The 22,070-nt window shown below is 65.7% G+C and carries 18 protein-coding genes; 8 read left to right on the top strand and 10 right to left on the bottom strand.

What is annotated here, in order from left to right:
- Positions 1-27 precede the first annotated feature (27 nt).
- From CQ050_RS01810 to CQ050_RS01820, 3 genes are all read left to right on the top strand, one after another.
- Positions 28-1,053 carry an ABC transporter substrate-binding protein gene (locus tag CQ050_RS01810; protein WP_105555558.1) on the top strand — a complete coding sequence of 342 codons (1,026 nt, stop codon included), beginning with the start codon at positions 28-30 and terminating at the stop codon, positions 1,051-1,053.
- 80 nt (positions 1,054-1,133) lie between these two features.
- Positions 1,134-1,979: a branched-chain amino acid aminotransferase gene (locus CQ050_RS01815; RefSeq protein ID WP_105555131.1), complete on the top strand. Its 846-nt coding sequence runs from the start codon at positions 1,134-1,136 to the stop codon at positions 1,977-1,979.
- An 80-nt stretch (positions 1,980-2,059) separates the two neighbouring features.
- On the top strand, positions 2,060-4,213 hold the full coding sequence (locus CQ050_RS01820) for a phosphocholine-specific phospholipase C (protein ID WP_105555132.1): 2,154 nt from the start codon (positions 2,060-2,062) through the stop codon (positions 4,211-4,213).
- Between the two features lie 85 nt (positions 4,214-4,298).
- On the opposite strand, the gene CQ050_RS01830 is transcribed toward CQ050_RS01820, so the two are convergent.
- The 7 genes from CQ050_RS01830 to CQ050_RS01860 form a co-directional block, all read right to left on the bottom strand.
- Entirely contained in the window at positions 4,299-5,060 is a 762-nt protein-coding gene (locus CQ050_RS01830) for an ABC transporter ATP-binding protein (RefSeq protein ID WP_105555133.1), read from the bottom strand.
- Entirely contained in the window at positions 5,057-6,895 is a 1,839-nt protein-coding gene (locus tag CQ050_RS01835; RefSeq protein ID WP_105555134.1) for an ATP-binding cassette domain-containing protein, read from the bottom strand. Before CQ050_RS01835 ends, CQ050_RS01830 begins: the two co-directional genes overlap by 4 nt.
- A 6-nt stretch (positions 6,896-6,901) precedes the next feature.
- A complete protein-coding gene (locus tag CQ050_RS01840) occupies positions 6,902-7,939 on the bottom strand; it encodes a branched-chain amino acid ABC transporter permease (protein WP_105555135.1) in 1,038 nt (345 codons plus the stop codon).
- A gap of 166 nt (positions 7,940-8,105) precedes the next feature.
- Complete coding sequence (locus CQ050_RS01845; RefSeq protein ID WP_105555136.1) at positions 8,106-9,269, bottom strand: ABC transporter substrate-binding protein; 1,164 nt, start codon at positions 9,267-9,269, stop codon at positions 8,106-8,108.
- Positions 9,270-9,505: 236 nt separating this feature from the next.
- Positions 9,506-10,063: a biotin transporter BioY gene (locus CQ050_RS01850; RefSeq protein WP_105555137.1), complete on the bottom strand. Its 558-nt coding sequence runs from the start codon at positions 10,061-10,063 to the stop codon at positions 9,506-9,508.
- Between the two features lie 40 nt (positions 10,064-10,103).
- A complete protein-coding gene (locus tag CQ050_RS01855) occupies positions 10,104-10,700 on the bottom strand; it encodes an energy-coupling factor transporter transmembrane component T (RefSeq protein WP_105555138.1) in 597 nt (198 codons plus the stop codon).
- On the bottom strand, positions 10,697-11,374 hold the full coding sequence (locus CQ050_RS01860) for an energy-coupling factor ABC transporter ATP-binding protein (RefSeq protein ID WP_105555139.1): 678 nt from the start codon (positions 11,372-11,374) through the stop codon (positions 10,697-10,699). The genes CQ050_RS01855 and CQ050_RS01860 overlap by 4 nt, the downstream gene beginning before the upstream one ends.
- A gap of 52 nt (positions 11,375-11,426) precedes the next feature.
- Here CQ050_RS01860 and msrB point away from each other — a divergent pair, with 52 nt between their 5' ends.
- The 4 genes from msrB to CQ050_RS01880 all read left to right on the top strand — a co-directional run bounded on the left by msrB (position 11,427) and on the right by CQ050_RS01880 (position 13,534).
- Positions 11,427-11,825 carry a peptide-methionine (R)-S-oxide reductase MsrB gene (gene msrB, locus CQ050_RS01865; RefSeq protein WP_105555140.1) on the top strand — a complete coding sequence of 133 codons (399 nt, stop codon included), beginning with the start codon at positions 11,427-11,429 and terminating at the stop codon, positions 11,823-11,825.
- On the top strand, positions 11,826-12,401 hold the full coding sequence (locus CQ050_RS01870) for a septation protein A (protein ID WP_105555141.1): 576 nt from the start codon (positions 11,826-11,828) through the stop codon (positions 12,399-12,401). It abuts the gene before it with no gap.
- A gap of 69 nt (positions 12,402-12,470) precedes the next feature.
- Entirely contained in the window at positions 12,471-12,740 is a 270-nt protein-coding gene (locus CQ050_RS01875) for a BolA family transcriptional regulator (RefSeq protein ID WP_105555142.1), read from the top strand.
- A gap of 17 nt (positions 12,741-12,757) precedes the next feature.
- Positions 12,758-13,534, top strand: a complete 777-nt coding sequence (locus CQ050_RS01880; protein WP_105555143.1) for a peptidylprolyl isomerase — start codon at positions 12,758-12,760, stop codon at positions 13,532-13,534.
- A gap of 170 nt (positions 13,535-13,704) precedes the next feature.
- Here the strand turns inward: CQ050_RS01880 and ligA are convergent, their stop codons facing one another.
- From ligA to smc, 3 genes are read right to left on the bottom strand one after another with little or no spacing between them, the layout of a single operon-like run.
- Entirely contained in the window at positions 13,705-15,807 is a 2,103-nt protein-coding gene (gene ligA, locus CQ050_RS01885; RefSeq protein ID WP_105555144.1) for an NAD-dependent DNA ligase LigA, read from the bottom strand.
- Positions 15,807-16,889: a cell division protein ZipA C-terminal FtsZ-binding domain-containing protein gene (locus CQ050_RS01890; RefSeq protein WP_105555145.1), complete on the bottom strand. Its 1,083-nt coding sequence runs from the start codon at positions 16,887-16,889 to the stop codon at positions 15,807-15,809. Before CQ050_RS01890 ends, ligA begins: the two co-directional genes overlap by 1 nt.
- Before the next feature lie 46 nt (positions 16,890-16,935).
- Positions 16,936-20,469 (bottom strand): chromosome segregation protein SMC, encoded by a 3,534-nt coding sequence (smc, locus tag CQ050_RS01895; protein WP_105555146.1) that lies wholly within the window; start codon positions 20,467-20,469, stop codon positions 16,936-16,938.
- Positions 20,470-20,733: 264 nt separating this feature from the next.
- On the opposite strand from smc, the gene lplT reads away from it, so the two are divergent.
- The gene (lplT, locus tag CQ050_RS01900) at positions 20,734-22,047 is read left to right on the top strand and encodes a lysophospholipid transporter LplT (RefSeq protein WP_105555147.1); all 1,314 of its coding nucleotides are present in this window, start codon (positions 20,734-20,736) and stop codon (positions 22,045-22,047) included.
- Positions 22,048-22,070 lie beyond the last annotated feature (23 nt).

Genomic DNA, 22,070 nt, shown 5'->3' on the forward strand with positions numbered 1-22,070 from the left:
CGCACCCCATCAAACAGGTGCTTGACCATGCGCAACCCGCATCTACTCGCCCCCGTCTGCGGCGCCCTGGCGCTGACCGCGGCCCTCCTGGCCACGCCCGCCCAAGCCGCCTCCCCCACCGCTACCTGCGAAGTCGACCGCCCTGTCCGCTTCAGCGGGCTGAACTGGGAATCCAACCTGGTGCTGGCGGGCATTGAACGCTACGTGCTGGAACACGGCTATGGCTGCAAGACCAGCGTGGAAATCGGCGAAACACTGCCCATGCTGGCGGCGCTGCAACGCGGCGACGTCGACGTGACGCCTGAAGTGTGGCCCGGACAGATCGAAGGCGCGTGGAAAAAGGCGCTGGCCAGCGGCAAAGTACTGGGCGTGGGGCATGTGTACGACGCCGGAGAAGGCTGGTACGTGCCACGCTACACCGCCGAACGCCATCCGGACCTGAAGGCCGCGTCAGACCTGGCGCGCTTCAAGAAGGTGTTCACCGACCCTGAAGATCCCGGCCGCGGCCGCATCTACGGCTGCCCCGCCGGCTGGGCTTGCGGCACCTTGAACGACAACCTGCTGCGCGCGTTGAAACTGGACAAGGACTATTCCCTGTTCGCGCCGGGCTCGGGCGCCGCGCAGAAGGCCGCCATCGTCTCGGCCTACAAGCGCAAGCGAGACATCGTTTTCTACTACTGGACGCCCACCTCGCTGGTCGGCGCGCTGGACCTGGTGAAGCTGGAACTGCCCGCCTTCGACCAAACCGCGTACACCTGCATGACCGATCCCAAATGCGCCACGCCGGTTGCCACCGAGTTCAAGCCGAACCCCGTGGTCACGGGTGTGAATGCGGCGTTCGCCAAAGAGGCGCCCAAGATCACCGACTTCCTCAGCAAGCTGGCCGTGCCCGACGACGCCATCAACGCCACGTTGGGCTGGCTCGAAAACGAAGGCAAGGAACCCGAGGATGCGGCGCGCTATTTCCTGAAGCAGTACGGGCCCGTCTGGCGGCAATGGATGCCGGCGGATGCCGCCGACCGCGTGCAGGCAGCGCTGGCACGCGAGGACTGACCGGACACCAGCGCCGCCTCATGTATCCTGGCGTTTCGGCGCCGAAGAAGTGCCTACCCGATTCAAGAAAGGAAGATGAAATGGATGCCCTGTATTGGTACGACGGCCACTGGACCACCGACAACCCCAAACTGCTCGGCCCCGCCGATCACGCGTTCTGGATGGCCAGCATGGTTTTCGACGGCGCGCGCGCGTTCCGCGGCCTGACGCCTGACCTGGACCTGCACTGCCAGCGGGTCGTGCGCTCGGCCGAAAAGATGCTGATGAAGCCTCAGCTGGATTGGGAAACGATTCAAAAGCTGTGCCTGGAAGCCGTGGCCAAGTTCCCGGCCGGCACCGAGCTCTACATCAAGCCGATGTTCTATTGCGCCGACGGCTTCCTGCTGCCCGATGCGGACAAGACCCAGTTCGTGCTGCACGTGTTCAAGGTGCCGATGCCGGGCGAGCAAGGCTTTTCGGCCTGCTTCTCCAGCTTTGCGCGTTCCTGGCCCAACATGGCGCCCACCGACGCCAAGGCGTCGTGCCTGTACCCCAACGGCCAGCGCGCCATCCGCGAGGCTGCGGAAAAGGGTTTCGACAACGCCATCATGCTGGACGGCGCGGGCAACATTGCCGAATTCGCCACCAGCAACCTGTGGATCGCCAAGAACGGCGTCGTGTCCACCCCCGTGGACAACGGCACCTTCCTGAACGGCATCACCCGCCGCCGGGTCCTGGCGCTGCTGAAGGCAGACGGCGTCGACGTGCAAGAGCGCAGCCTGACGCGCGCCGATGTTGAAGAAGCCGACGAAGTGTTTTCGTCCGGCAACTACGGCAAGGTCGTGCACGTGAACCGCGTGGAAGACCGCGCGCTGGAATACGGCCCGCTGGCGCGCCGTGCCCACAAGCTGTACATGGATTACGCCGAAAGCACCGGCAGCCGCTAAACCGGCGCCGCCGCCCTGCCGCTTCCCCCGACACTGCCCGCCTTTCCGCGGGCAGCGTCGCATTCCAGGATGCCTCACCGATGCAGACCCGACGCGACTTCCTGCGCAACAGCGCAACCCTGGCCGGCGCCGGCAGCGCACTGGCGCTGTTGCCGGCGTCCATCCGCCGCGCGCTGGCCATCCCCGCCAACCACCGCACCGGTACGATCCGCGACGTCGAGCACATCGTGATCTTCATGCAGGAGAACCGCTCGTTCGACCATTATTTCGGCGGACTGGCGGGGGTGCGCGGCTTTGGCGACCGCTTTCCCATCCCGGTGCCGGACAGTCCCGACGCCCGCTACCGCACCGTGTGGGCGCAATACAACGACAAGCCCGATGAAGGCGCGCCGCGCACCGTGCTGCCCTATCACCTGAACACGCGCGAAGCGTTCGAGACCTTGCGCGTCGCCAGCACGCCGCATACCTGGTCCAACGCGCAGGACGCCTGGGAAGCGGGCCGCATGGGCCGCTGGCCCGCTGCCAAGAGAAACCATTCGATGGCGTACTACACCGAGGCCGACATGCCTTTCCAGTACGCCATGGCGCGGGCTTTCACGGTCTGCGATGCCTATCATTGTTCGTTCACCGGCGGCACCAACACCAATCGGCTCTTCGTATGGAGCGGCACGAACGACGGCGCCGGGCGCGGCAATGGCCCCGCGCTGGGCAATGTCTATAACAAGCTCAAAGGCGGCGATCCCGCCCGCGCCTATACCTGGACCACCTATCCGGAACGTCTGGAAGCCGCAGGCGTCAGCTGGCGCATCTACCAGGACATGGCGGACAACTATTCGCTGAACCCCACCGCGGGGTTCAAGGCCTATCGCGATGCGTACCATGGCGTGCCGGGCGCGCTTGCCGCGCTGAAGGACAAGGCCTTGACCACGCGCGGCCTGGACCTGCTGCGCCAGGACGTACTGGACGGCACGTTGCCGCAAGTGTCGTGGATCTGCGCCACCAAGGCCGGCTCCGAGCATCCCAGCCCGTCCAGCCCCGCCCAAGGCGCCGACTACACGGCACGCGTGCTGGACGCGCTGACCGCCAATCCCGAGGTCTGGAGCAAGACCGTCCTGCTGTTGATGTTCGACGAAAACGACGGCTTCTTCGATCACATGCCGCCGCCCGCCCCGCCGTCGCGCGACGCCACCGGCGCACTGGCCGGCGCGTCCACCGTGGACACCCGCGGCGAATACCACGAGCTTGTCACTGGCGTGGAAAAGGACGACACGCCGGCGCATCTACATGGCGTGTACGGGCTCGGGCCGCGCGTGCCCATGTATGTGCTGTCGCCGTGGACCAAGGGCGGCTGGGTCAATTCGCAAGTGTTCGACCACACGTCCGTGCTGCGCTTCGTCGAACAGCGCTTCGGCGTGGCCGAGCCGAACATATCGCCCTGGCGCCGCGCGGTCTGCGGCGACCTGACATCGGTCTTCGATTTTGCCAACCCGGACGAAGCCGACCTGCTGCGCGGCTTTCCGCCAACGGCCGAACGGGCGGCGCAGGCATCCGCCCTGCCCGGCACCGTGACGCCCCCCGCACCGGCGCAACCGGCGCTGGCGCGCCAGCAACCCGGCACGCGCCCCTCCCGCGCGCTCCCTTACGCGCTGCAGACGCACACCCGGGTGGACGGCGGCCGCGTCACGCTGGCGTTTGAAAACACCGGCACGGCCGGCGCGGTGCTGCATGTCTATGACCGGCTGCACCTGGACCGCGGCCCGCGCCGCTATACCGTGGAGGCCGGCAAGCGGCTGGAGGGCGAGTGGCTGACGACGGGCGACGACGGCCGCTACGACCTGTGGGTGCTGGGTCCGAACGGCTTCCATCGCCATTGCGCCGGACGGATTGCAGCCGGGGCGATGCCGCCGCTGGCGGTCACCGCGGCCTATGCAGGGCCGGGCGCGTCCTTGCGGCTGTCGGTGCACAACCCTGGACCGCAGCCGCGCACGTTCCGCATCGAGGCCAATGCCTACGACTATCCGCCGCAGACCCACGCCGCGCTGGCGCCGGGTGAAGCCGTGGAACTGTCCTGGGACATGACCCGCACGGACGGCTGGTACGACGTCACCGTGCAGGTGCCCGACGACCCCGCCTGGACGCGCCGGCTGGCCGGGCGCATCGAGACCGGCGCACCCTCCACGTCCGACCCCGCGATGGGGCAGGCGCTGATGCTGCAATGGACGCCCTTGCCATGACGCCACCCGCCCCTTACGAAGGCGGCGTGACGTTCCAGTTCGGCGATACGCCCAAGCTGGCTCTGCTTGCTACGAGCAAGACCGTTCAGGCCTGCTCCGCGCCCTTGCCCAGGCCCAGATAGCTTTCGATGACCTTCGGGTCGCCGGCCAGCTCGCGCGCCGGACCGTGCAGGATCACCTCGCCGGTTTCCAGCACATAGCCGTAGTCCGCCACTTGCAGGGCGGCTCGGGCGTTCTGCTCGACCAGCAGGATCGCCACGCCGGTTTCGCGCAACCGCGCGATGATGTGGAAGATCTCGCGCACGATGCGCGGCGCAAGCCCCAGGCTGGGCTCGTCCAGCATCAGCAGCGTGGGCTTGGCCATCAACGCGCGGCCCACCGCCAGCATCTGCCGTTCGCCGCCAGACAAGGTGCCGGCCTGTTGCGCACGGCGTTCGCGCAAGCGCGGGAACAGATCGAACACTTCATTCAACGTGTCGCGCCAGCCCGCCTCGCGCGCGCGGTAGCGGCGGAAACCGCCCAGCAACAGATTGTCTTCCACGGACATGGTGCCGAACAGTTCGCGGCGCTCGGGCACCAGCGACATGCCCGCCGCCACGCGGCGTTCCACCTGCCAGGCGGACACGTCGGTGCCCGCGTACTGCACGGTGCCGGCCGAATGGCCGGTCTGCGGCAGCGAACCCATCACGGCATTCAACATGGTGGATTTGCCGGCGCCGTTGGCGCCGATCACGGTCACGATGCTGCCGGCGGGCACGGTCAGGGTGGCGCCCACCAGCGCGCCGACCTTGCCGTAGCGAGCGGACAGGTTGCTGACTTCCAGGACGGGGGATTGGGTGGCGCTCATTGCACACCTCCGGCCGACACGGGCTTGGCCTGATCGGCCTCTGGCAGGTCGTCGTCGATGCCGCCCAGATAGGCTTCCAGCACGGCCGGGTTCTTTTGCACATCGGCCGGCACGCCTTCGGCCAGCTTGGTGCCGAAATCCATCACCACCAGGTGGTTGGTCAGGCGCATCACAAAATCCATATCGTGTTCGACAAGCAGAATGCTCATGCCTTCCGCGCGCAATTGTTCCAGCACGCGCGCCAGGTCCTGCTTTTCCTTGTAGCGCAGGCCGGCGGCGGGTTCGTCCAGCAGCAGCAGCACGGGATCGGACGCCAGGGCGCGCGCGATTTCCAGGATGCGTTGCTGGCCCAGCGCCAGGTTGCCCGCCTGCTCATACAGGTATTCGCCCAGGCCCACCCGCTTGATCTGCTGGGCGGCCTCGTGCAGCAACTGCGCCTCGCGGGCGCGGTCCGAATGCAACGCCCCCGCCAGCACGCCGACATCCGAGCGCAAGTGCGCGCCCAGCGCCACGTTTTCCAGCACGGTCATGCCGGGCAGCAATTGCACGTGCTGGAAGGTGCGTCCGACGCCCAGCTTGGCGATCTCGCGCGCCGAGCGGTTGTCGATGCGCTGGCCCATGAACGTGACCTTGCCGCGCGTCACCGGCAGCACGCCGCTGATCAGGTTGAAGGTCGTGCTCTTGCCGGCGCCGTTGGGGCCGATCAGGCCCATGATTTCGCCCGAACTGACCTTGAAGGTAATGTCATTGACCGCGACCAGACCGCCGAATTCCTTGCGGATGGCGTCCACTTCCAGCACCACCTGCCCCGCCTGCGGACGTTCACGCGTGGGCAAGGCGGGCGCGGGCGCCGGCGGCGCCAGATTGCGGCGCGAGCCGTCCGCGCCGGTGAGGCTGCCCCACCAGCCCGCCAGGATCGGCCACAGGCCGTTGCGGGCGTATTGCAGCATCAGGATCAGCAGCACGCCGAAGACGATCATTTCGAAGTTGGCGTTGGTGTCCAGCAGCTTGGGCAGCCAGTTCTGCAACTGGTCCTTCAGCACCAGGATGACGCTGGAGCCCAGCAATGCGCCCCAGACGTAACCCGCGCCGCCCACGACCGCCATGAACAGGTATTCGATACCGTAGTTCACGCCGAAGGGGCTGGGGCTGACGGCACGCTGCATGTGCGCGTAGAGCCAGCCCGAAATGCAGGCCAGCAACGCCGCCCAGACGAAGATCACGACCTTGTACGCGGCGGTGTTCACGCCCATGGACTCGGCCATGCCGGCACCGCTCTTCAGGGCACGGATGGCGCGGCCGGGCCGCGAATTCAGCAGATTGCGCGTGGCCCACAGCGCCAGCAGCACGAAGACCCAGATCAGGTAATAGATGTGGCGGCCATTGGCCAGCGACATGCCGAAGATGCTGATGGGTTCGATGCCGGCGATGCCGTCGTGCTTGCCCAGCCAGTCGATGTTGCCGAAGAGGAAATACAGCGACAGGCCCCAGGCGATGGTGCCCAGCGGCAGGTAATGGCCAGACAGGCGCAAGGTGATCGCGCCCAGCAGATACGCCACCACGGCGGTCAGCACCAGGCCCGCGGGCAGCGCCAGCCACGGCGACACGTCATATTGCGTGGTCAGGAAAGCGGTGGTGTACGCGCCCAGGCCCACGAACGCGGCCTGGCCGAACGAGGTCAGGCCACCCACCCCGGTCAGCAATACCAGGCCCAGCACGACCAGGCTGGCCAGCCCGATGTAATTGAGTTGCGTCACCCAGAATTCGGGCGTGACCGGCACCAGCGGCAGGCCCACCAGGACGACGAGGAATACGACAAGCAGAATGCGGTTCATGGCGGTTTACTCCTCTTCGTCCACGTGATGGGTGCTGAACGAACGCCAGACCAGAACCGGGATAATCAAGGTGAAGACGATCACTTCCTTGTAGGCGCTGGCCCAGAAGGACGAGAAGGATTCCAGCACGCCCACCAGCAGCGAGCCAGCGGCCGCCACGGGGTAGCTGGCCAGGCCGCCGATGATGGCGCCCACGAAGCCCTTCAGGCCGATCAGGAAACCGGTGTCGTAGTACACCGTGGTGATCGGCGCGATCAGCATGCCGGACATGGCACCGATCGCGGTGGCCAGCGTGAACGTCAGGCTGCCCGACATGGTGGTGCTGATGCCGACCAGGCGCGCGCCGCGGCGGTTGACGGCGGTGGCGCGCAGCGCGCGGCCATACAGCGTCTTGCCGAAGAACAGCCACAAGGCAATGATCAGCAACGCGCAGGTCGCAACCACGAACAGGCTTTGCGCGGACCAGGTCATGAAGCCCAGGTCGACTTGTCCGCTGACGAATGCCGGCGTGCGCCAGCCTTCCGCGCCGAAGAAGACCAGCGCCAGGCCGGTCAGCGCGAAGTGCACCGCGACCGAGACGATCAGCAGGACCAGCACGGTGGCTTCAGCCAGGGGTTGATAGACGATGCGATAGACCATCGGGCCCATCGGGATCACCAGCAACAGCGTCAGCAGCATGTTCAGCCACAACGAGTTCTCGGGTCCGGTGTAGCTCTTGGTGAGCCACAGCAGGGCCAGCGGCAGAACCACGCAGGTGACCAGCGATTTGGGCAGGCCGGCAAAACTGCGGGTGCGCACGGCGCGCAGCAGTTCAAGCGCCAGGCACACGGCGCCCAGCAGCGGCAGCAGATAAGCGGTGCCGGGCACCTTGCCGTCCACCAGCATGGCCAGGGTCAAGGCGCCAAACGCCACGAACTCGCCCTGGGGAATGAAAATGACGCGCGTAACGGCGAAAACCAGCACCAGAGCCATGCCCAGAAGGGCATAGATAGCGCCGTTGACGACACCGTCTTGCAGCAGGATCAGCGCAATTGAGGAATCCATCTAACAACCTTATTGATTCTTGGTGTCCCGGCCCCACCCGGGACACTGATACGACACACCGGCCGGAAAGGCCGGTGCGAAGCATTGCTCGGGTGCCGCAAGGCAAACGCCGGTCACTGGCATTTACCCCACGTGGCGCACCCGTGGATCGGGCAATCCTGGGAAATTACAGGCCGGGCTGATAGACCCACTTGCCGCCTTCGACCTTGACGATGACGCGCGAACGCTCGTCAAAGCCGGCGTGGTCGGTGGGCGACATGTTGAACACGCCTTGCGACGCGGCCAGGTCCTTCACGCCTTCCAGCGCGTCGCGCATGGCGGCGCGGAATTCCGGCGTGCCGGGCTTGGCGCCCGACTTCAGCGCCACGGGCAAGGCCGCCACGACCAGTTGGCCGGCGTCCCACATGTGGCCGCCGAACGTGTTGGTCGAGCCGGCGCCGTTGGCCTTCTCGTAGGTCTCGACGTAAGCCAGGGCCGACTTCTTGACCGGGTTGGAATCGGGCAGTTGAGCCGCCACCAGCAGCGGGCCGGCCGGCAGGAGCATGCCGTCGCAATCCTTGCCGCAGACGCGCAGCACGTCGTTGTTGGCGGCGCCGTGGGTTTGATAGATGGTGCCGCCGAAATTGCGGGCCTTCAGTTCCTTTTGCGGCAGGGCCGACGGCGTGCCGGCGCCGGCGATCAGGATGGCGTCGGGCTTTGCGCCGACCAGCTTCAAGACCTGCCCCGTCACGCTGGTGTCGGTGCGGCTGTATTTTTCGATGGCGACGATCTCGATGCCCTTGGCCTTCGCGGCCTTTTGCATCACGTCCAGCCAGCCGTCGCCGTAGGCGTCGGCAAAACCGATGAAGCCCAGCGTCTTGACCTTGGACTTTGCCATGGCGTCAGCCAGGGCACCGGCCATCAGCGCGTCGTTCTGCGGGGTCTTGAAGACCCAGCGGCGCTTGTCGTCCACGGGTTCGACGATCTTGGCGCTGGCGGCCACGCTGATCATGGGCACCTTGGCTTCGGCGGCCACGTCCACCATGGCCAGCGAACCCGGCGTCACGGACGTGCCGATCAGCACGTCGACCTTGTCGTCGGAGGCCAGCTTGCGCGAGTTCTTGACGGCTTGCGTCGTGTCGGTGGCGTCGTCCAGGACGATCCATTCGATCTTCTGGCCGGCCACTTCCTTGGGCAGCAGTGCCACGGTGTTGCGCTCGGGAATACCCAGCGACGCGGCGGGGCCGGTGCTGGAGACCGTCACGCCCACCTTGACCTGCGCACTCGCCAGGAGCGGCAGAGTCAGGGCTACGGCGGCAGCCGCCGCGGACAAGCCGAAGTGCTTGCGCATATTTTTGTCTCCTGTGGTGGCTCTTATGTGCCTCGATTGAGGCGAAGCGAGCCTAGTTAAAGTTATACAGAAAAAAATATTATAGGGTTAAAACAGTATCAAATGACTTCCCGCAACTACGGTAAATCCCTGATGTGCTACGGAAACCTGGTTTTAGCGAACGCATTTGTTAATGGCGAACTTGTACTAGAAAAGCTTTCGACGCGTCAGTTGGGGGATTCCCTGTGCCGGCTGCCTTACCGTCCCAGCATTGGCCACACGCGCTCCACCCGCGAGGCGACCCACGCGGCCACGACGGCCTTGACCAGATCGCCCGGCAGGAACACCGCCACCGCCATCGCCGCTTTGGGCAGGCCCATCTTGGTCACGGACGCCAGCCACGGCACGCCGAAGGCATACACCACGGCGATGCCGCCCACGACGCAGGCGGCCACATAACCCGCCAACCCCGTCCAGGTCCCCGTGGCGCGGCTTGCCAGGCGGCGCGCCAGCCAGCCCGTGACGAAAGCGCCTGCCACAAGCCCGATCAGGAACCCGCCCGTGGGACCGAAGAAAGCGCCCAGTCCGCCGCGGCCGCCGGGCAGGACAGGCAGGCCAATGGCCGCCAGCGCCAGATACAGCAAGCAGGCCAGCGCGCCACGCACGGGCCCCAGCATCGCGCCGGCCAGCATGGCGCCAAGCGTCTGCAGCGTAATGGGCACCGGAATGCCGGGCAGCGGGATCGGCGGCATCAAGCTCAGCACGACAATCAGCGCCGCGAACAGCGCGATCAGCACGGTGTTATTGGATTTCATGGTTTTCCCCTCTACGGAATCAAGGCAGTACGCGCCACCATCATGGGCTGCGTGCGTCGATGGCTTCGGCCACTTCCTGGGCGCGCTTCAAGGTCAGGACGATCAAGGGCACGATCAGCGCCACGGGATGGGCCCCCAGCCCGCGCGCGGCTTGCGCTTCGCGGATTTCTTGGAAATTGCGCCAGATCTCGGGCACGAAACGCAAGGCCAACGCCAGCGCCAGCGCGACCTTGCCTGCATCCACCAGACCGATGCGCTCGAACGGCGCCAGCGCTCGTTCGCAGACGGCAATCAGGTCGGAGGTCCGGGTGGACAGCGTCACCGCCAGCGCCAACCCCACCATCGCCCCCACGCGCAGCACTACGGCCAGCGCTTCAAGCCAACCCTGGAACCACCCGGTGAACAGCGCCACGGCCAGCAGCACCCAAAGCAGCCCGCGCGTCTGCCGCCAGACGGCGGCGGCGGTCACGCCCGTGGACCCGGTCAACGCCACGGCGGCGGCAAACGCCAGCGCCAGCCAGCGGGGGTCGCGCAGCATGAACAACCCGGCCCCGGCCGCGACCAGCGCCGCCAGCTTCAGCCAGGCCGGCAGCCGGTGCAACGGCGTCTGGCCGGCGACATATAGGGGCTCCATCATGCGCAGTGCTCCCGGTACCAGCGCAGGGCGGCGGCAGGCGTGTCGTCCGCGGCGATGCCGCCGTCACGCACGACCAACACACGGTCGAACGCTTCCAGCAATTCCAGATCGTGGCTGACGACAATGGCGTCATGGGGCAATGCGGCGATGGCGTCGCGCACCCGATTGCGGTTGCGCAGGTCCAACTGGGTAGTGGGCTCGTCGAAGACGATCAGCGCCGGCTCCATCACCAGCACCGCCGCCAGGGCCACAAGCTGGCGCTCGCCCCCCGACAGCGTATGGCTCGTGCGGTCCGCCAGATGGCCCACGCCCAGCGCACCCAATTGGGATTCGATGCGGGTTTCGCGCAGCGCCTTGTCGGGTTCCAGGCGCTTCAGCCCGAACGCCAGGTCTTCCCGCACGATGGGAAAAACGATCTGGTTTTCCGGGTTCTGGAAGACGAAGCCGACCCGCTGGCGCACGGCCTTCAGGTCTTTCCGGGTATCCAGCCCGTCGACGCGGACGCTGCCGGCGGACGGCAGCACCAGGCCGTTGACCAGCCGCGCCAGCGTGCTTTTGCCGGCGCCGTTGGGGCCGACGATGCCGACGCGGCGTTCGGCCAGGGTCACGCTCACCCCGCGCAGCACTTCCGCCTGGGGCGTGGACACTACCGCCTGGTCAAACTCGATTAACATGGGGCGGGATTATGCCCGAACCATTTCGGGCATCGGGACTCCAAGAGCTCATATGGAAAAAGTACGCAAAACCGACGCCGAATGGCGCGCACAGCTTTCCCCCGAAGAATACGTGGTCACCCGCGAAAAGGGTACCGAACGCGCATTCACCGGGCGTTACTGGAATACCACCACGCCGGGCATCTACCGCTGCGTGGGCTGTGGCACGGCCCTCTTCGCATCCGACACCAAATTCGACGCCGGCTGTGGGTGGCCCAGCTACTTCCAGGCACTCGACCCGGAACTGGTCCGCGAAGAGCGCGACACGACCCACGGCATGGTGCGCACCGAAGTGCTGTGCAACGTCTGCGATTCGCACCTGGGCCACGTCTTCCCCGACGGCCCTCCGCCCACCGGGCTGCGCTATTGCATCAATTCCCTGTCGATGACGTTTGAACCCATAGAAGACTGAATGAAGAAGTTTCTGTTCGACCTGTTCCCGCTGTTCCTGTTCTTCATTGCCTACCGGTACACGGATATCTTCATCGCCACCGGCGTCGCGATGGCGGCGGCCGTGCTGCAGATCATCTGGCTGAAAGCCACGGGCCGCCCCACCGAGGCCATGCACTGGATCAACCTGACGGTCATCCTGGTCTTCGGCGGCGCCACGATCTGGTTGCACAGCGACGTCTTCATCAAGTGGAAACCCACGGTGCTGTATTGGCTCTTCGGCGGCGCGTTGCTGTTCGCCCGCCTGCTGTTCGGCCGCAACCTGATCCGCCGCCTGATGGAAAAGCAGATCCAGTTGCCCGATACCGCCTGGGACAAGCTGAACCTGGTCTGGGCCGGGTTCTTCCTCATCGCGGGCGCCCTGAACCTGTATGTGGCGTTCTCCGGCCATTTCACCGAATCTCAATGGGTCAGTTTCAAGGCCTTCGGCCTGATGGGCCTGATGGTCGTGTTCGTGATCGGCCAATCGGTATGGTTGGGCAAACACATCCAGACCGACGAAAACGCCAGCTCCGGCACCCCGCCGAGCAAGCCCTGATCCGCCAGACGGCCCTATCATCGGCGTGCCCGCCCTTGGGCGGCGCGCCGGAACTTACACACTGCCGCCATGTCAGACAACACCGACCGCATCGCCCTGATCCGGGAGCGCCTAGCCGCCCTGGAACCCCTTACCCTGGACATTCTGGACGACTCGCATTTGCATGCCGGCCACGAAGGCAGTAAAAACGGCGCCGGCCACTATCGCGTGCACATCGTTGCGTCTTGCTTTGCAGGGCTCTCCGCCGTAGCGCGACATAGGCTGGTGTATCATCATTTGCAAGATTTGATCCCCTATCCGATTCATGCGCTTGCGCTAGATGCCCAGGCTCCCAAATAGAAAGTCAAAGGATATTCATGAAACGCATCGTCATGCTGGCTGCGGCCTGCGTCATCGCCGTGCCTGCTTTCGCGCAAAACGTGACAACCGTCAACGGTAAGGCCATTCCGCAGAAGAACCTGGATCAATTCGTCAAGCTGCTGGTCAGCCAGGGCGCGACCGATTCGCCGCAACTGCGCGAACAGGTCAAGCAGGAAATGATCAACCGCCAGATCTTCGTGCAAGCCGCCGAATCCAGCGGCATTGCCAAGCAAGCCGACGTTCAGACGGAAGTCGAACTGGCCCGCCAAGGCATCCTGGTCCGCGCCCTGATGGCCGACTACCTGGCCAAGAATCCCGTGTCGGACGCCAAGGTCACGGCGGAATACGACAAGATCAAGAAAGAACAAGCTGGCAAGATGGAATACAAGGTCCGTCACATCCTCGTCGAAGACGAGAAGACGGCCAATGACCTGCTGGCCCAGATCAAGGGCAATAAGGGCAAGTTCGACGATCTGGCCAAGAAAAACTCGAAGGACCCCGGCAGCGCCGAAAAGGGTGGCGATCTGGGTTGGGCTCCCCCGACCAACTACGTCCAGCCGTTCGCGCAAGCCGTGACCCAGCTGAAGAAGGGCCAATTGGTCGACAAGCCGGTGCAAACCCAGTTCGGCTGGCACATCATCATGGTCGACGACACCCGTCCGGTCGAATTCCCGCCGCTGGATCAAGTGCGTCCGCAACTGGAAGAAATGCTGCGCCAGCAAACCCTGGCCGACTACCAGAAGCAACTGCGCGACAAGGCCAAGATTCAGTAAGCCTGCGCCAGACACAAAACTGCCCGCCCTTGCGGGCAGTTTTTTTTTTCCGCGCGGTAGCGCGGCGCCAAGACAAGAACCGCCCTCCCTTGGGGCAGCAAGCGCCCAAAAAAAACTGCACGCCTCGGGCATGCAGTTCTTTTGTTTCCAGGGGACAGGCCGGCTTGGCCCTAAGACATGCCCAGCAGGGCCTTCAGCGCGTCTTCGTCCAGCACCGTCACACCCAGTTCCTGCGCCTTGGTCAGCTTGCTGCCGGCCTCTTCACCGGCCACCAGATACGCGGTCTTCTTCGACACCGAGCCGCTGACCTTGCCGCCAGCGGCCTGGATGTGCATCGAGGCCTCTTCGCGCGTCCAGTTGGGCAGCGTGCCCGTCAGCACAAACGTCTTGCCGGCCAGCGTCGTGCCCTGCGGCACCGCTTCGGCCACCGGGTTCACGCCCTGCGCCTTCAGTTGTTCGATCACGTCGCGGTTGTGCTGCTCGGCGAAGAAGCGGCGAATGGACGCCGCCACCACCGGGCCCACGTCGGGCACCGAAGACAGGGCGTCTTCGTCCGCGTCCATGATCGCGTCGATGCTGCCGAAATGCCGGGCGACATCACGGGCGGTCGTTTCGCCCACGTGGCGGATACCCAGCGCGAACAGTAAACGGCCCAAGCCCGGCTCGCGCGCCTTTTCGATGGCGGCCACCAGGTTGTCGGCGGACTTCTGGCCCATGCGGTCCAGCCCCACCAGTTCCAGCGGCCGCAGGCTATACAGGTCAGCCAGCGTCTTGACGCGACCGCTGTCGACCAACTGGTCCACGAGCTTTTCGCCCAAGCCTTCGATATCCAGCGCCTTGCGGCTGGCTGCATGCCACAGGGTCTGCTTGCGCTGCGCCCCACAGAACAGGCCGCCGGTGCAGCGCGCGATGGTTTCGTCTTCCAGCCTTTCGATGGCCGACCCGCAGACGGGGCAAGCCGTCGGCATGACGAATTCCCGGGCATCATCCGGCCGTTTTTCAAGCACGGGCCCCAGCACCTCGGGAATCACGTCGCCGGCGCGGCGCACAATGACCGTGTCGCCGATTCGCACGTCCTTGCGGCGGATCTCGTCTTCGTTGTGCAGCGTGGCGTTGGTGACGGTGACGCCGCCCACGAACACGGGCTTCAGGCGCGCCACCGGGGTGATCGCACCGGTGCGGCCGACCTGCACCTCGATATCCAGCAACGTCGTCGTGGCCTCTTCGGCGGCGAACTTGTGCGCCAGCGCGAAACGCGGCGCGCGCGCCACAAAGCCCAGCACCTTCTGGGCCGGCAGCGAATCCACCTTGTAGACCACGCCGTCGATGTCGTAGGGCAGGGTCGCGCGCATCGCGCCCACCTTGGCATAAAAGGCCATCAGCCCTTCGGCGCCCGTGGCCCGATGGTTGTGCATCAGGTTGACCGGCAGGCCCAGCTCGTGCAGCCATGCCAGCATCGCGCCGTGCGATTTTTCGGGCAGCAGCGACGCTTGGCCGGCACCGGCCGACGCCTCGTCGAACAGGCCGCTCTGCGCGCCGGGCAGGCCTTGGACCTCGCCCCAGCCGTAGGCGAAAAAGCGCAACGGCCGCTTGGCCGTGATGCGCGGGTCCAGCTGGCGCAGGCTGCCGGCGGCCGCGTTGCGCGGGTTGACGAACACTTTTTCGTCGCGCTTGGCCTGGGCCACGTTCAGTTTTTCGAAGTCGGCGCGGTTCATCAGGACTTCGCCGCGCACTTCCAGCACCTTGGGCGCGCCATCCTTCAATTGCAGCGGAATCGCCTTGATCGTGCGAATGTTGGACGTGACGTCCTCGCCCGTCTGGCCATCGCCGCGCGTGGCGGCCTGCACCAGGCGGCCGTCTTCGTAGCGCAGGCTGATCGCCAGGCCATCCAGCTTCAGCTCACAGAAATAATCGGCCTGTTGCGCCTGGCCCAACAGGCCCGCGCCGCGCAACGTATCCGTCACGCGGCGATCAAAGGCCGTGACCTCTTCTTCGTCGAATGCATTGTTCAGCGACAGCATGGGCACGGCGTGGCGCACCGCGCCGAACGCCGAAACCGGTGCGGCGCCCACGCGCTGCGTAGGCGACTCCGGCGTGACAAGTTCGGGGTGCTCGGCCTCCAGGGCTTCAAGCTGGCGCATCAAGCCGTCGTACTCGGCGTCCGAAACGGTGGGTTCGTCGTAGACGTAATAACGGACGTTGTGCTGTTCAAGCTCTGCGCGCAAGCGCGCCGCGGCCTTGGCCGCGTCTTCCCCACCGGACGCGCTGCTCATTAAGCGAACACCCGTTGAGCGCGCTCGCTTCCGGCGGGCAGGCCCGCTTGTTCGAGCTGTTCGAACAGCACTTGCAGCCGTTCGTCGATGACCGTCTCCGACCCCTCGGCAAGCGGTTTGCCTTGGTCGTCGACCAGTTCGGCACGCAAGCGCGCCGCCAGGTCGCGGCCCACATCGACCATGCGGCCAAAGGCGCGGCTGTCCGCCGGCGCGCAAGGCACGTCCAGCAGCAAGTACAGGCGTTCGATGCCGCCCATTCCGGCGTCAAAGGCGGCGCCGTCGGCACGCGACAGCGTGAACCGGGTCGCGCCATTCTCGGCCGGCCAGGCAAGGCGATTGCCTTCGGCCACGAAACCCGTATCACGGGCGACGGACAGGACTTCGGCGGCCGGTTGGGCGGTGCCCAGCATCAGGGTCAGGCCGACCTGGGTATCCAGCGCGGCGCAGGTATCGTCCAGACGGGCGCCCTGCTCCAGCACGGCTTGCTGGTCGGGGCCTTCGATCGTGGCGTCGAAGCGTTCAGCCATGTCTTGCGCACGGGCCCAGGCTTGCGACCATTCGATGGCGGTCAGCGGACCGCTGCGGTTGGCCAGCAGCACGGCCAGTTGCATCGACGCATAGGTTTCGCCGGCATGGACGCGGGCACGATGACGGCGCTGGTCGGTTTCGGCGAACACGCGCATCGGCTTGCGGCCAACATGGCGCAGGCTTTGCATATACGGCAGCAGGTCGGCGCCGCGAACCGGTTCCGCGAAGTTGATCTCGATGACCACTTCGCAGGCGGGATCGGGTTCTTCGGTGTCGTCGGCATCGCTGCCCGGGTCCACCGGTGCCGGCTGGCCTTCCTTGCGCGGTGCGTCGCCACCCATGCCGGGCTCGCGGCGGGAAACCGCCCCGGAGGCCGTGGTCGCCGCGCCGGCCGCGGCCGCAGCCGCGCCGCCCAGCAGGGGATCCTGCTCGGAGGTGGGGAAATGGCTCTGCATCTTGCGCCGGACGCGCCGGTCCTGCCACCAGTTGAACCCCAGCACCAGCAGTATCAGCAAGACGCCCAGGGCAATCAGCCCGATCTGCAAATCACTCATGTGTAAATCCCGCGCCAACAGGGCGGCGCCTTTCTAAATATTGGGTTTATGCCGCTTCGGAGGCCATCATCTGCACGGCCGAATCTATATCTACCGCAACGATACGCGAAACCCCTTGCTCTTGCATGGTTACCCCGATCAGTTGCTTGGCCATCTGCATGGCGATCTTGTTGTGCGAGATGAACAGGAACTGCGTTTGCTCGCTCATGCTGGCGACAAGATTCGCATAACGTTCCGTGTTCGCATCGTCCAGCGGCGCGTCCACCTCGTCCAGCAGGCAGAACGGCGCCGGGTTCAGCTTGAACAGGGCGAACACCAGCGCGGTCGCGGTCAGGGCCTTTTCGCCGCCCGACAGCAGGTGAATCGTGCTGTTGCGCTTGCCCGGAGGCTGCGCCATCACCTGCACGCCGGCGTCCAGGATTTCCTCGCCAGTCATGCTGAGCTTGGCCTCGCCCCCGCCGAACAGCTTGGGGAAGAGCTCGCCAAAGTGGCCGTTCACGACGTTGAACGTCTCTTGCAGCAGTTCGCGGGTCTCGCGGTCGATCTTGCGGATGGCGTCTTCCAGGGTCTCGATGGCGGTCATCAAGTCCTGGTGTTGCGAATCCAGGAAGCCTTTGCGTTCGCGCGACGTGTTCAATTCATCCAGCGCCGCCAGGTTGACCGAGCCCAAGGACTCGATCTGGCGCGAAATGCGCCCCACTTCCTGCTGCAGCCAGCTGGCGCGGCGCCATTCGTCGGGCGCGTTGGCCAAGTCCTGGGCCAGCGCTTCGCGGTCGACTTCGCGGGCGTTCAACTGCTCGGTGAACTGTTCCTCGGCCAGGCGGGCCGCCTGTTCCTGCAACTGCAATTCCATGATGCGCGCCCGACGCGGTTCCAGCGTTTGCTCTTGCTGCTGCCGGTCTTCGTCGGCGCCGCGCAACAACGCCGACAGGTTTTCCATTTCCTGGCGGGCGCGGGACAGCGCTTCCTCGCGTTCGGCACGCGCTTCCAGGGCATCCTGCAAGCCGGCCTGGGACGCGGACGCATCCAGCTCGGCCAGATCGCCCATCAGTTGTTCAAGTTCAACCGCGCCGCGCTGGCTCTGGTCGGCCGCCAACTGCTGGTTGCGTTGCAGGTCGGTGATGCGGACCTGGATGCCGCGCTCGGCGAACTCGGCTTCCTGGGCCGCGCGTTCCAGTTCACGCAGGCGCGTGCGGGCCGCCTCAGCTTGGGCGGCCAGCGTTTCGCCGTCGATCTCGGCGTCGGCGAAACGGGATTGGTGTTCAGCCAGCTCTTCGTCCAGGGTTTCGAAGCGGGCTTCGGCCTCTTCGCGCGTGGCAAGCAGGTCTTCTTCCTGCACCTTGATTTCTTCAAGGTCCTGCCGCAAGCGCGACGCGCGTTCGCCGGATTGCTCGGCCTGTTGCTGCAGCCGCGAGTGTTCCAGCTGGATGTCGTGCACCCGGCGCGTGACTTCCGCCACGCGGGTGCGCGCCGGCGCGATGGCCTGGGACACCTGCTGCCAGGCCGCTTCGGCACGGGCGACCGCGGCGCGCGCCTGGTCGGCGATCAGTTGCTGGGCTTTGATTTCGCGCTGCAGGTTTTCGATTTCCTGCTGGCGGGCCAGGAGGCCGGCCTGCTCGGAGTCTGGCGCGTAGAAGCGCACGCTGTGCGCGTCGACCAGATGGCCGGCCTTGACCACGCAGGCGCCGCCGGCGGGCAAGGATGCCCGCATGGCCAGGGCCTGGGTTACGTCGGTCGCGGTGTAGACACCGGCCAGCCACTCGTTCAGAAGCGTGCGCAGGTCGGGGTCGGTAATGCGCAACAGGCTGGCCAGCGGTGTCAGGCCGGCGGGTGCCGCCGGCGCGGGCGCGGCGACGGGCAACTGGTAGAACGCCAGGCGAGCCGGTGGCGCATCTTCGGCAAAGGCGCGGGCCCAGTCCAGGTTGCGCACTTCCATCGACGCCATGCGTTCGCGCAGCGCCGCTTCAAGGGCGGTTTCCCAGCCTGGCTCGACATGCAGCTTCTGCCACAGGCGCGACAGGCCGGCGAGCTCGTGCTTGGCCAGCCAGGGCTCCAGCGCCCCCTGCTTTTGCACGTCTTCCTGCAATTTCACCAGCGCCGACAGGCGGGCTTCCAGGCGCGCCAGATTCTGCGCGTCGGTCTGGGCGGCGGCCTGGGCGCGACTGCGCTCGGCGTCCGCTTCCGGCACCCGGCCTTCCAGCGTGGCCAGTTCTTCCTGGGCTTCTTGCAGCTGGTCTTCGCCCGCAAGGCGGTCGCCGGCCAGTTGTTCCAGACGCACCGGGTCCGGGGCGTGCAGTTCGCGCAGTTCCTGTTGCAGACGCTCGCGCCGCTGCTCCAGGACCTGCATCTGGCGGTCGGCGTCGCGCTGGGTCTGAGCGACCAGCGCCAGGTTCTGCTCGACGCGGGCCAGCGCGGCTCGCATTTCGTCGCGGCCGGATGCGGCCTCGCGCACGCGCTGCTCGACCGAAGGCAGGCCGGCCTGGGCATCTTCCGCCGTGGCGCGCGCCTCTTCGGTGCGGGCGGCGGCGGTGGCCAGGTCGTCTTCGGCCTGGGCGATCTGTTCCGTGCAATGCTCGCGCTGGCTGGTCCATTCCGCGATCTGCTGCTGCAGTTGGTCGCGGCGCGACTGCAGGCGATTGCGGGAATCGACCACGTGGCGGATCTCGGCCTCCAGGCGGCTGACCTGGGCGTTGGCCTCGTACAGCGCGCCCTGGGCGGTGTGTACCGCGTCACTTGCGGCGTAATGGGCCTGGCGCCGGGATTCCAGCGCGGCTTCGCCCGCCCGCAGGCCGGCGATGGCGGCTTCCAGCTCGTTCTGAGCCTGCGCCATTTCCTGGACTTTCTTGGCGCGCTCCTCGCGCGCCCCGGTTTCCTTCAGGAACCACAACGCATGCTGCTTCTTTTCGCCGTCGGCCTGGAGTTCGCGGTAGCGCGTGGCCACTTCGGCCTGCGCTTCCAGTTTTTCCAGCTGGCTGTTCAGTTCACGCAGGATGTCTTCGACGCGGGTCAGGTTCTCGCGCGTGTCGGACAGGCGGTTTTCGGTCTCGCGGCGGCGTTCCTTGTAGCGCGACACGCCGGCCGCTTCTTCCAGGAAGACCCGCAGTTCTTCAGGGCGCGCCTCGATCAGGCGGTTGATCATGCCCTGGCCGATGATGGCGTAGCCCCGCGCGCCCAGGCCGGTGCCCAGGAAGATGTCGTGGATGTCGCGGCGGCGGACCTGCTGGTTATTGACGAAATAGCTGCTGGTGCCGTCCCGGGTCAGAACGCGGCGCACGGCGATTTCGGCGTAGGTACTCCATTGGCCGGCGGCGCGCCCTTCGCTGTTGTCGAACACCATTTCCACCGACGCCCGGGCGGCCGGCTTGCGGTGGCCGGAGCCGTTGAAAATGACGTCCTGCATGGACTCGCCGCGCAGCTCGGAGGCCTTGGCCTCGCCAAGCACCCAGCGTACTGCGTCAATGATGTTCGATTTTCCGCAGCCGTTGGGACCCACCACGCCGACCAGTTGGCTGGGCACGGGGATCACGGTGGGATCAACGAAGGACTTGAAGCCGGCGAGTTTTAGCTGAGTAAGACGCACAGTACGATGACGACGGGGTGGGTTGAACGAAAGGCGTTAACGGACCTGCCGCACAGATTGCAAACCGGCCCGTCAAGGGCCGGCTCACATATGGGTCGTATGATACCGCAGGCAGTCTGTCCCTAAACGTTAGCAACGGTCAACCCACGGGCAAACGCTCAATAGCGCGCACCCACGCTCCGGCTATACTCCCTGACACTTTTTGGCACGACACATAATTTTCACGCGGACCGGCCGGGCTCAGGCCAAAGAACGGGGACATTCTTGAAACGTGGTTTCTATCTGGTCATGGCCGCGCAGGCCTTCTCGTCATTGGCGGACAATGCGCTGTTCATCGCAGCCATCGCCTTGATACAGGAGCTGCATGGCCCCGACTGGCTGGCGCCCATGATGAAATGGTCTTTCGCGCTGGCCTACGTGGTGCTGGCCGCCTTTGTTGGCGCCCTGGCGGACTCCTTCCCCAAGGGGCGGGTGATGTTTTCCACCAACGCCTTGAAAGTGGCCGGCTGTCTGCTGATGTTCTCGTACGCCAGCATCGGCGTCGCCCCTGAATATCAGACGTATCTGGTGTGTGCCGCCTACGCCGTCGTGGGCATCGGCGCCGCTGCGTATTCGCCCGCCAAATACGGCATCGTCACCGAAATGCTGCCGCCCCACATGCTGGTCAAGGGCAACAGCTGGATCGAAGGCCTGACGGTCTTCTCCATCATTCTTGGCACGGTGCTGGGCGGTCTGTTGATTTCTTCCTCGGTCTCCACCGCGCTGCTCAGCCACTCGTTCATCGGCAGCCTGGTGCACACGCCGGCCGAAGCCGCCATCCTCGTGATCGCCTTCGTCTACCTGCTGGCGGCGCTGTGCAACCTGATGATTCCGCACACCCACGTGCGCTATCCGCCGCAGCAAAAGAACCCGGTACGGCTGATCCGCACGTTCTGGGGCTATGTCCGCGTGCTTTGGCGCGACAAGCTGGGTCAGATCTCGCTGGCCGTCACCACGCTGTTCTGGGGCGCCGGCGCAACCCTTCAGCTGATCGTCATCGAATGGGGCCGCAGCCACCTGGGCTATCAGCTGGACAAGGCTTCGATGCTGATGGGCGTGGCCGCGCTGGGCACGGTGGTGGGTTCGATCCTGGCGGGACGCATCCCGCTGCGCCGCGCGCTGGCCGTGCTGCCCGTGGGCGCCGCCATGGGGCTGGTCGTGCTGCTGATGCCGCTGGTCTACTCGCCCTGGAGCGTCTACCTGCTGCTGCTGATCACGGGCGGCCTGGCCGGGTTCTTCGTGGTGCCCATGAACGCCCTGCTGCAACACCGCGGCCACGTGCTGCTGTCGGCCGGCCATTCCATCGCCGTGCAGAACTTCAACGAACAGCTCAACATCCTGCTGATGGTGGCGATGTACACCCTGCTGCTGTGGCTGCAACTGCCGATCAACATCATCATCATCATTTTTGGCACGGTCGTCGCCGTGCTGATGGTCGTGTTCATGCGCTGGAGCAAGCGCAACATGCTGGCCAATCCCGATCTGCACGACCAGATCGGCCAGGAAGGCCATGGCCGCGCACTGGACTCCACGCACTAGGAAATCACCGCCAAGCGATTGAT

This window comes from Achromobacter sp. MYb9 (assembly GCF_002975275.1).
Lineage (GTDB): Bacteria > Pseudomonadota > Gammaproteobacteria > Burkholderiales > Burkholderiaceae_B > Achromobacter.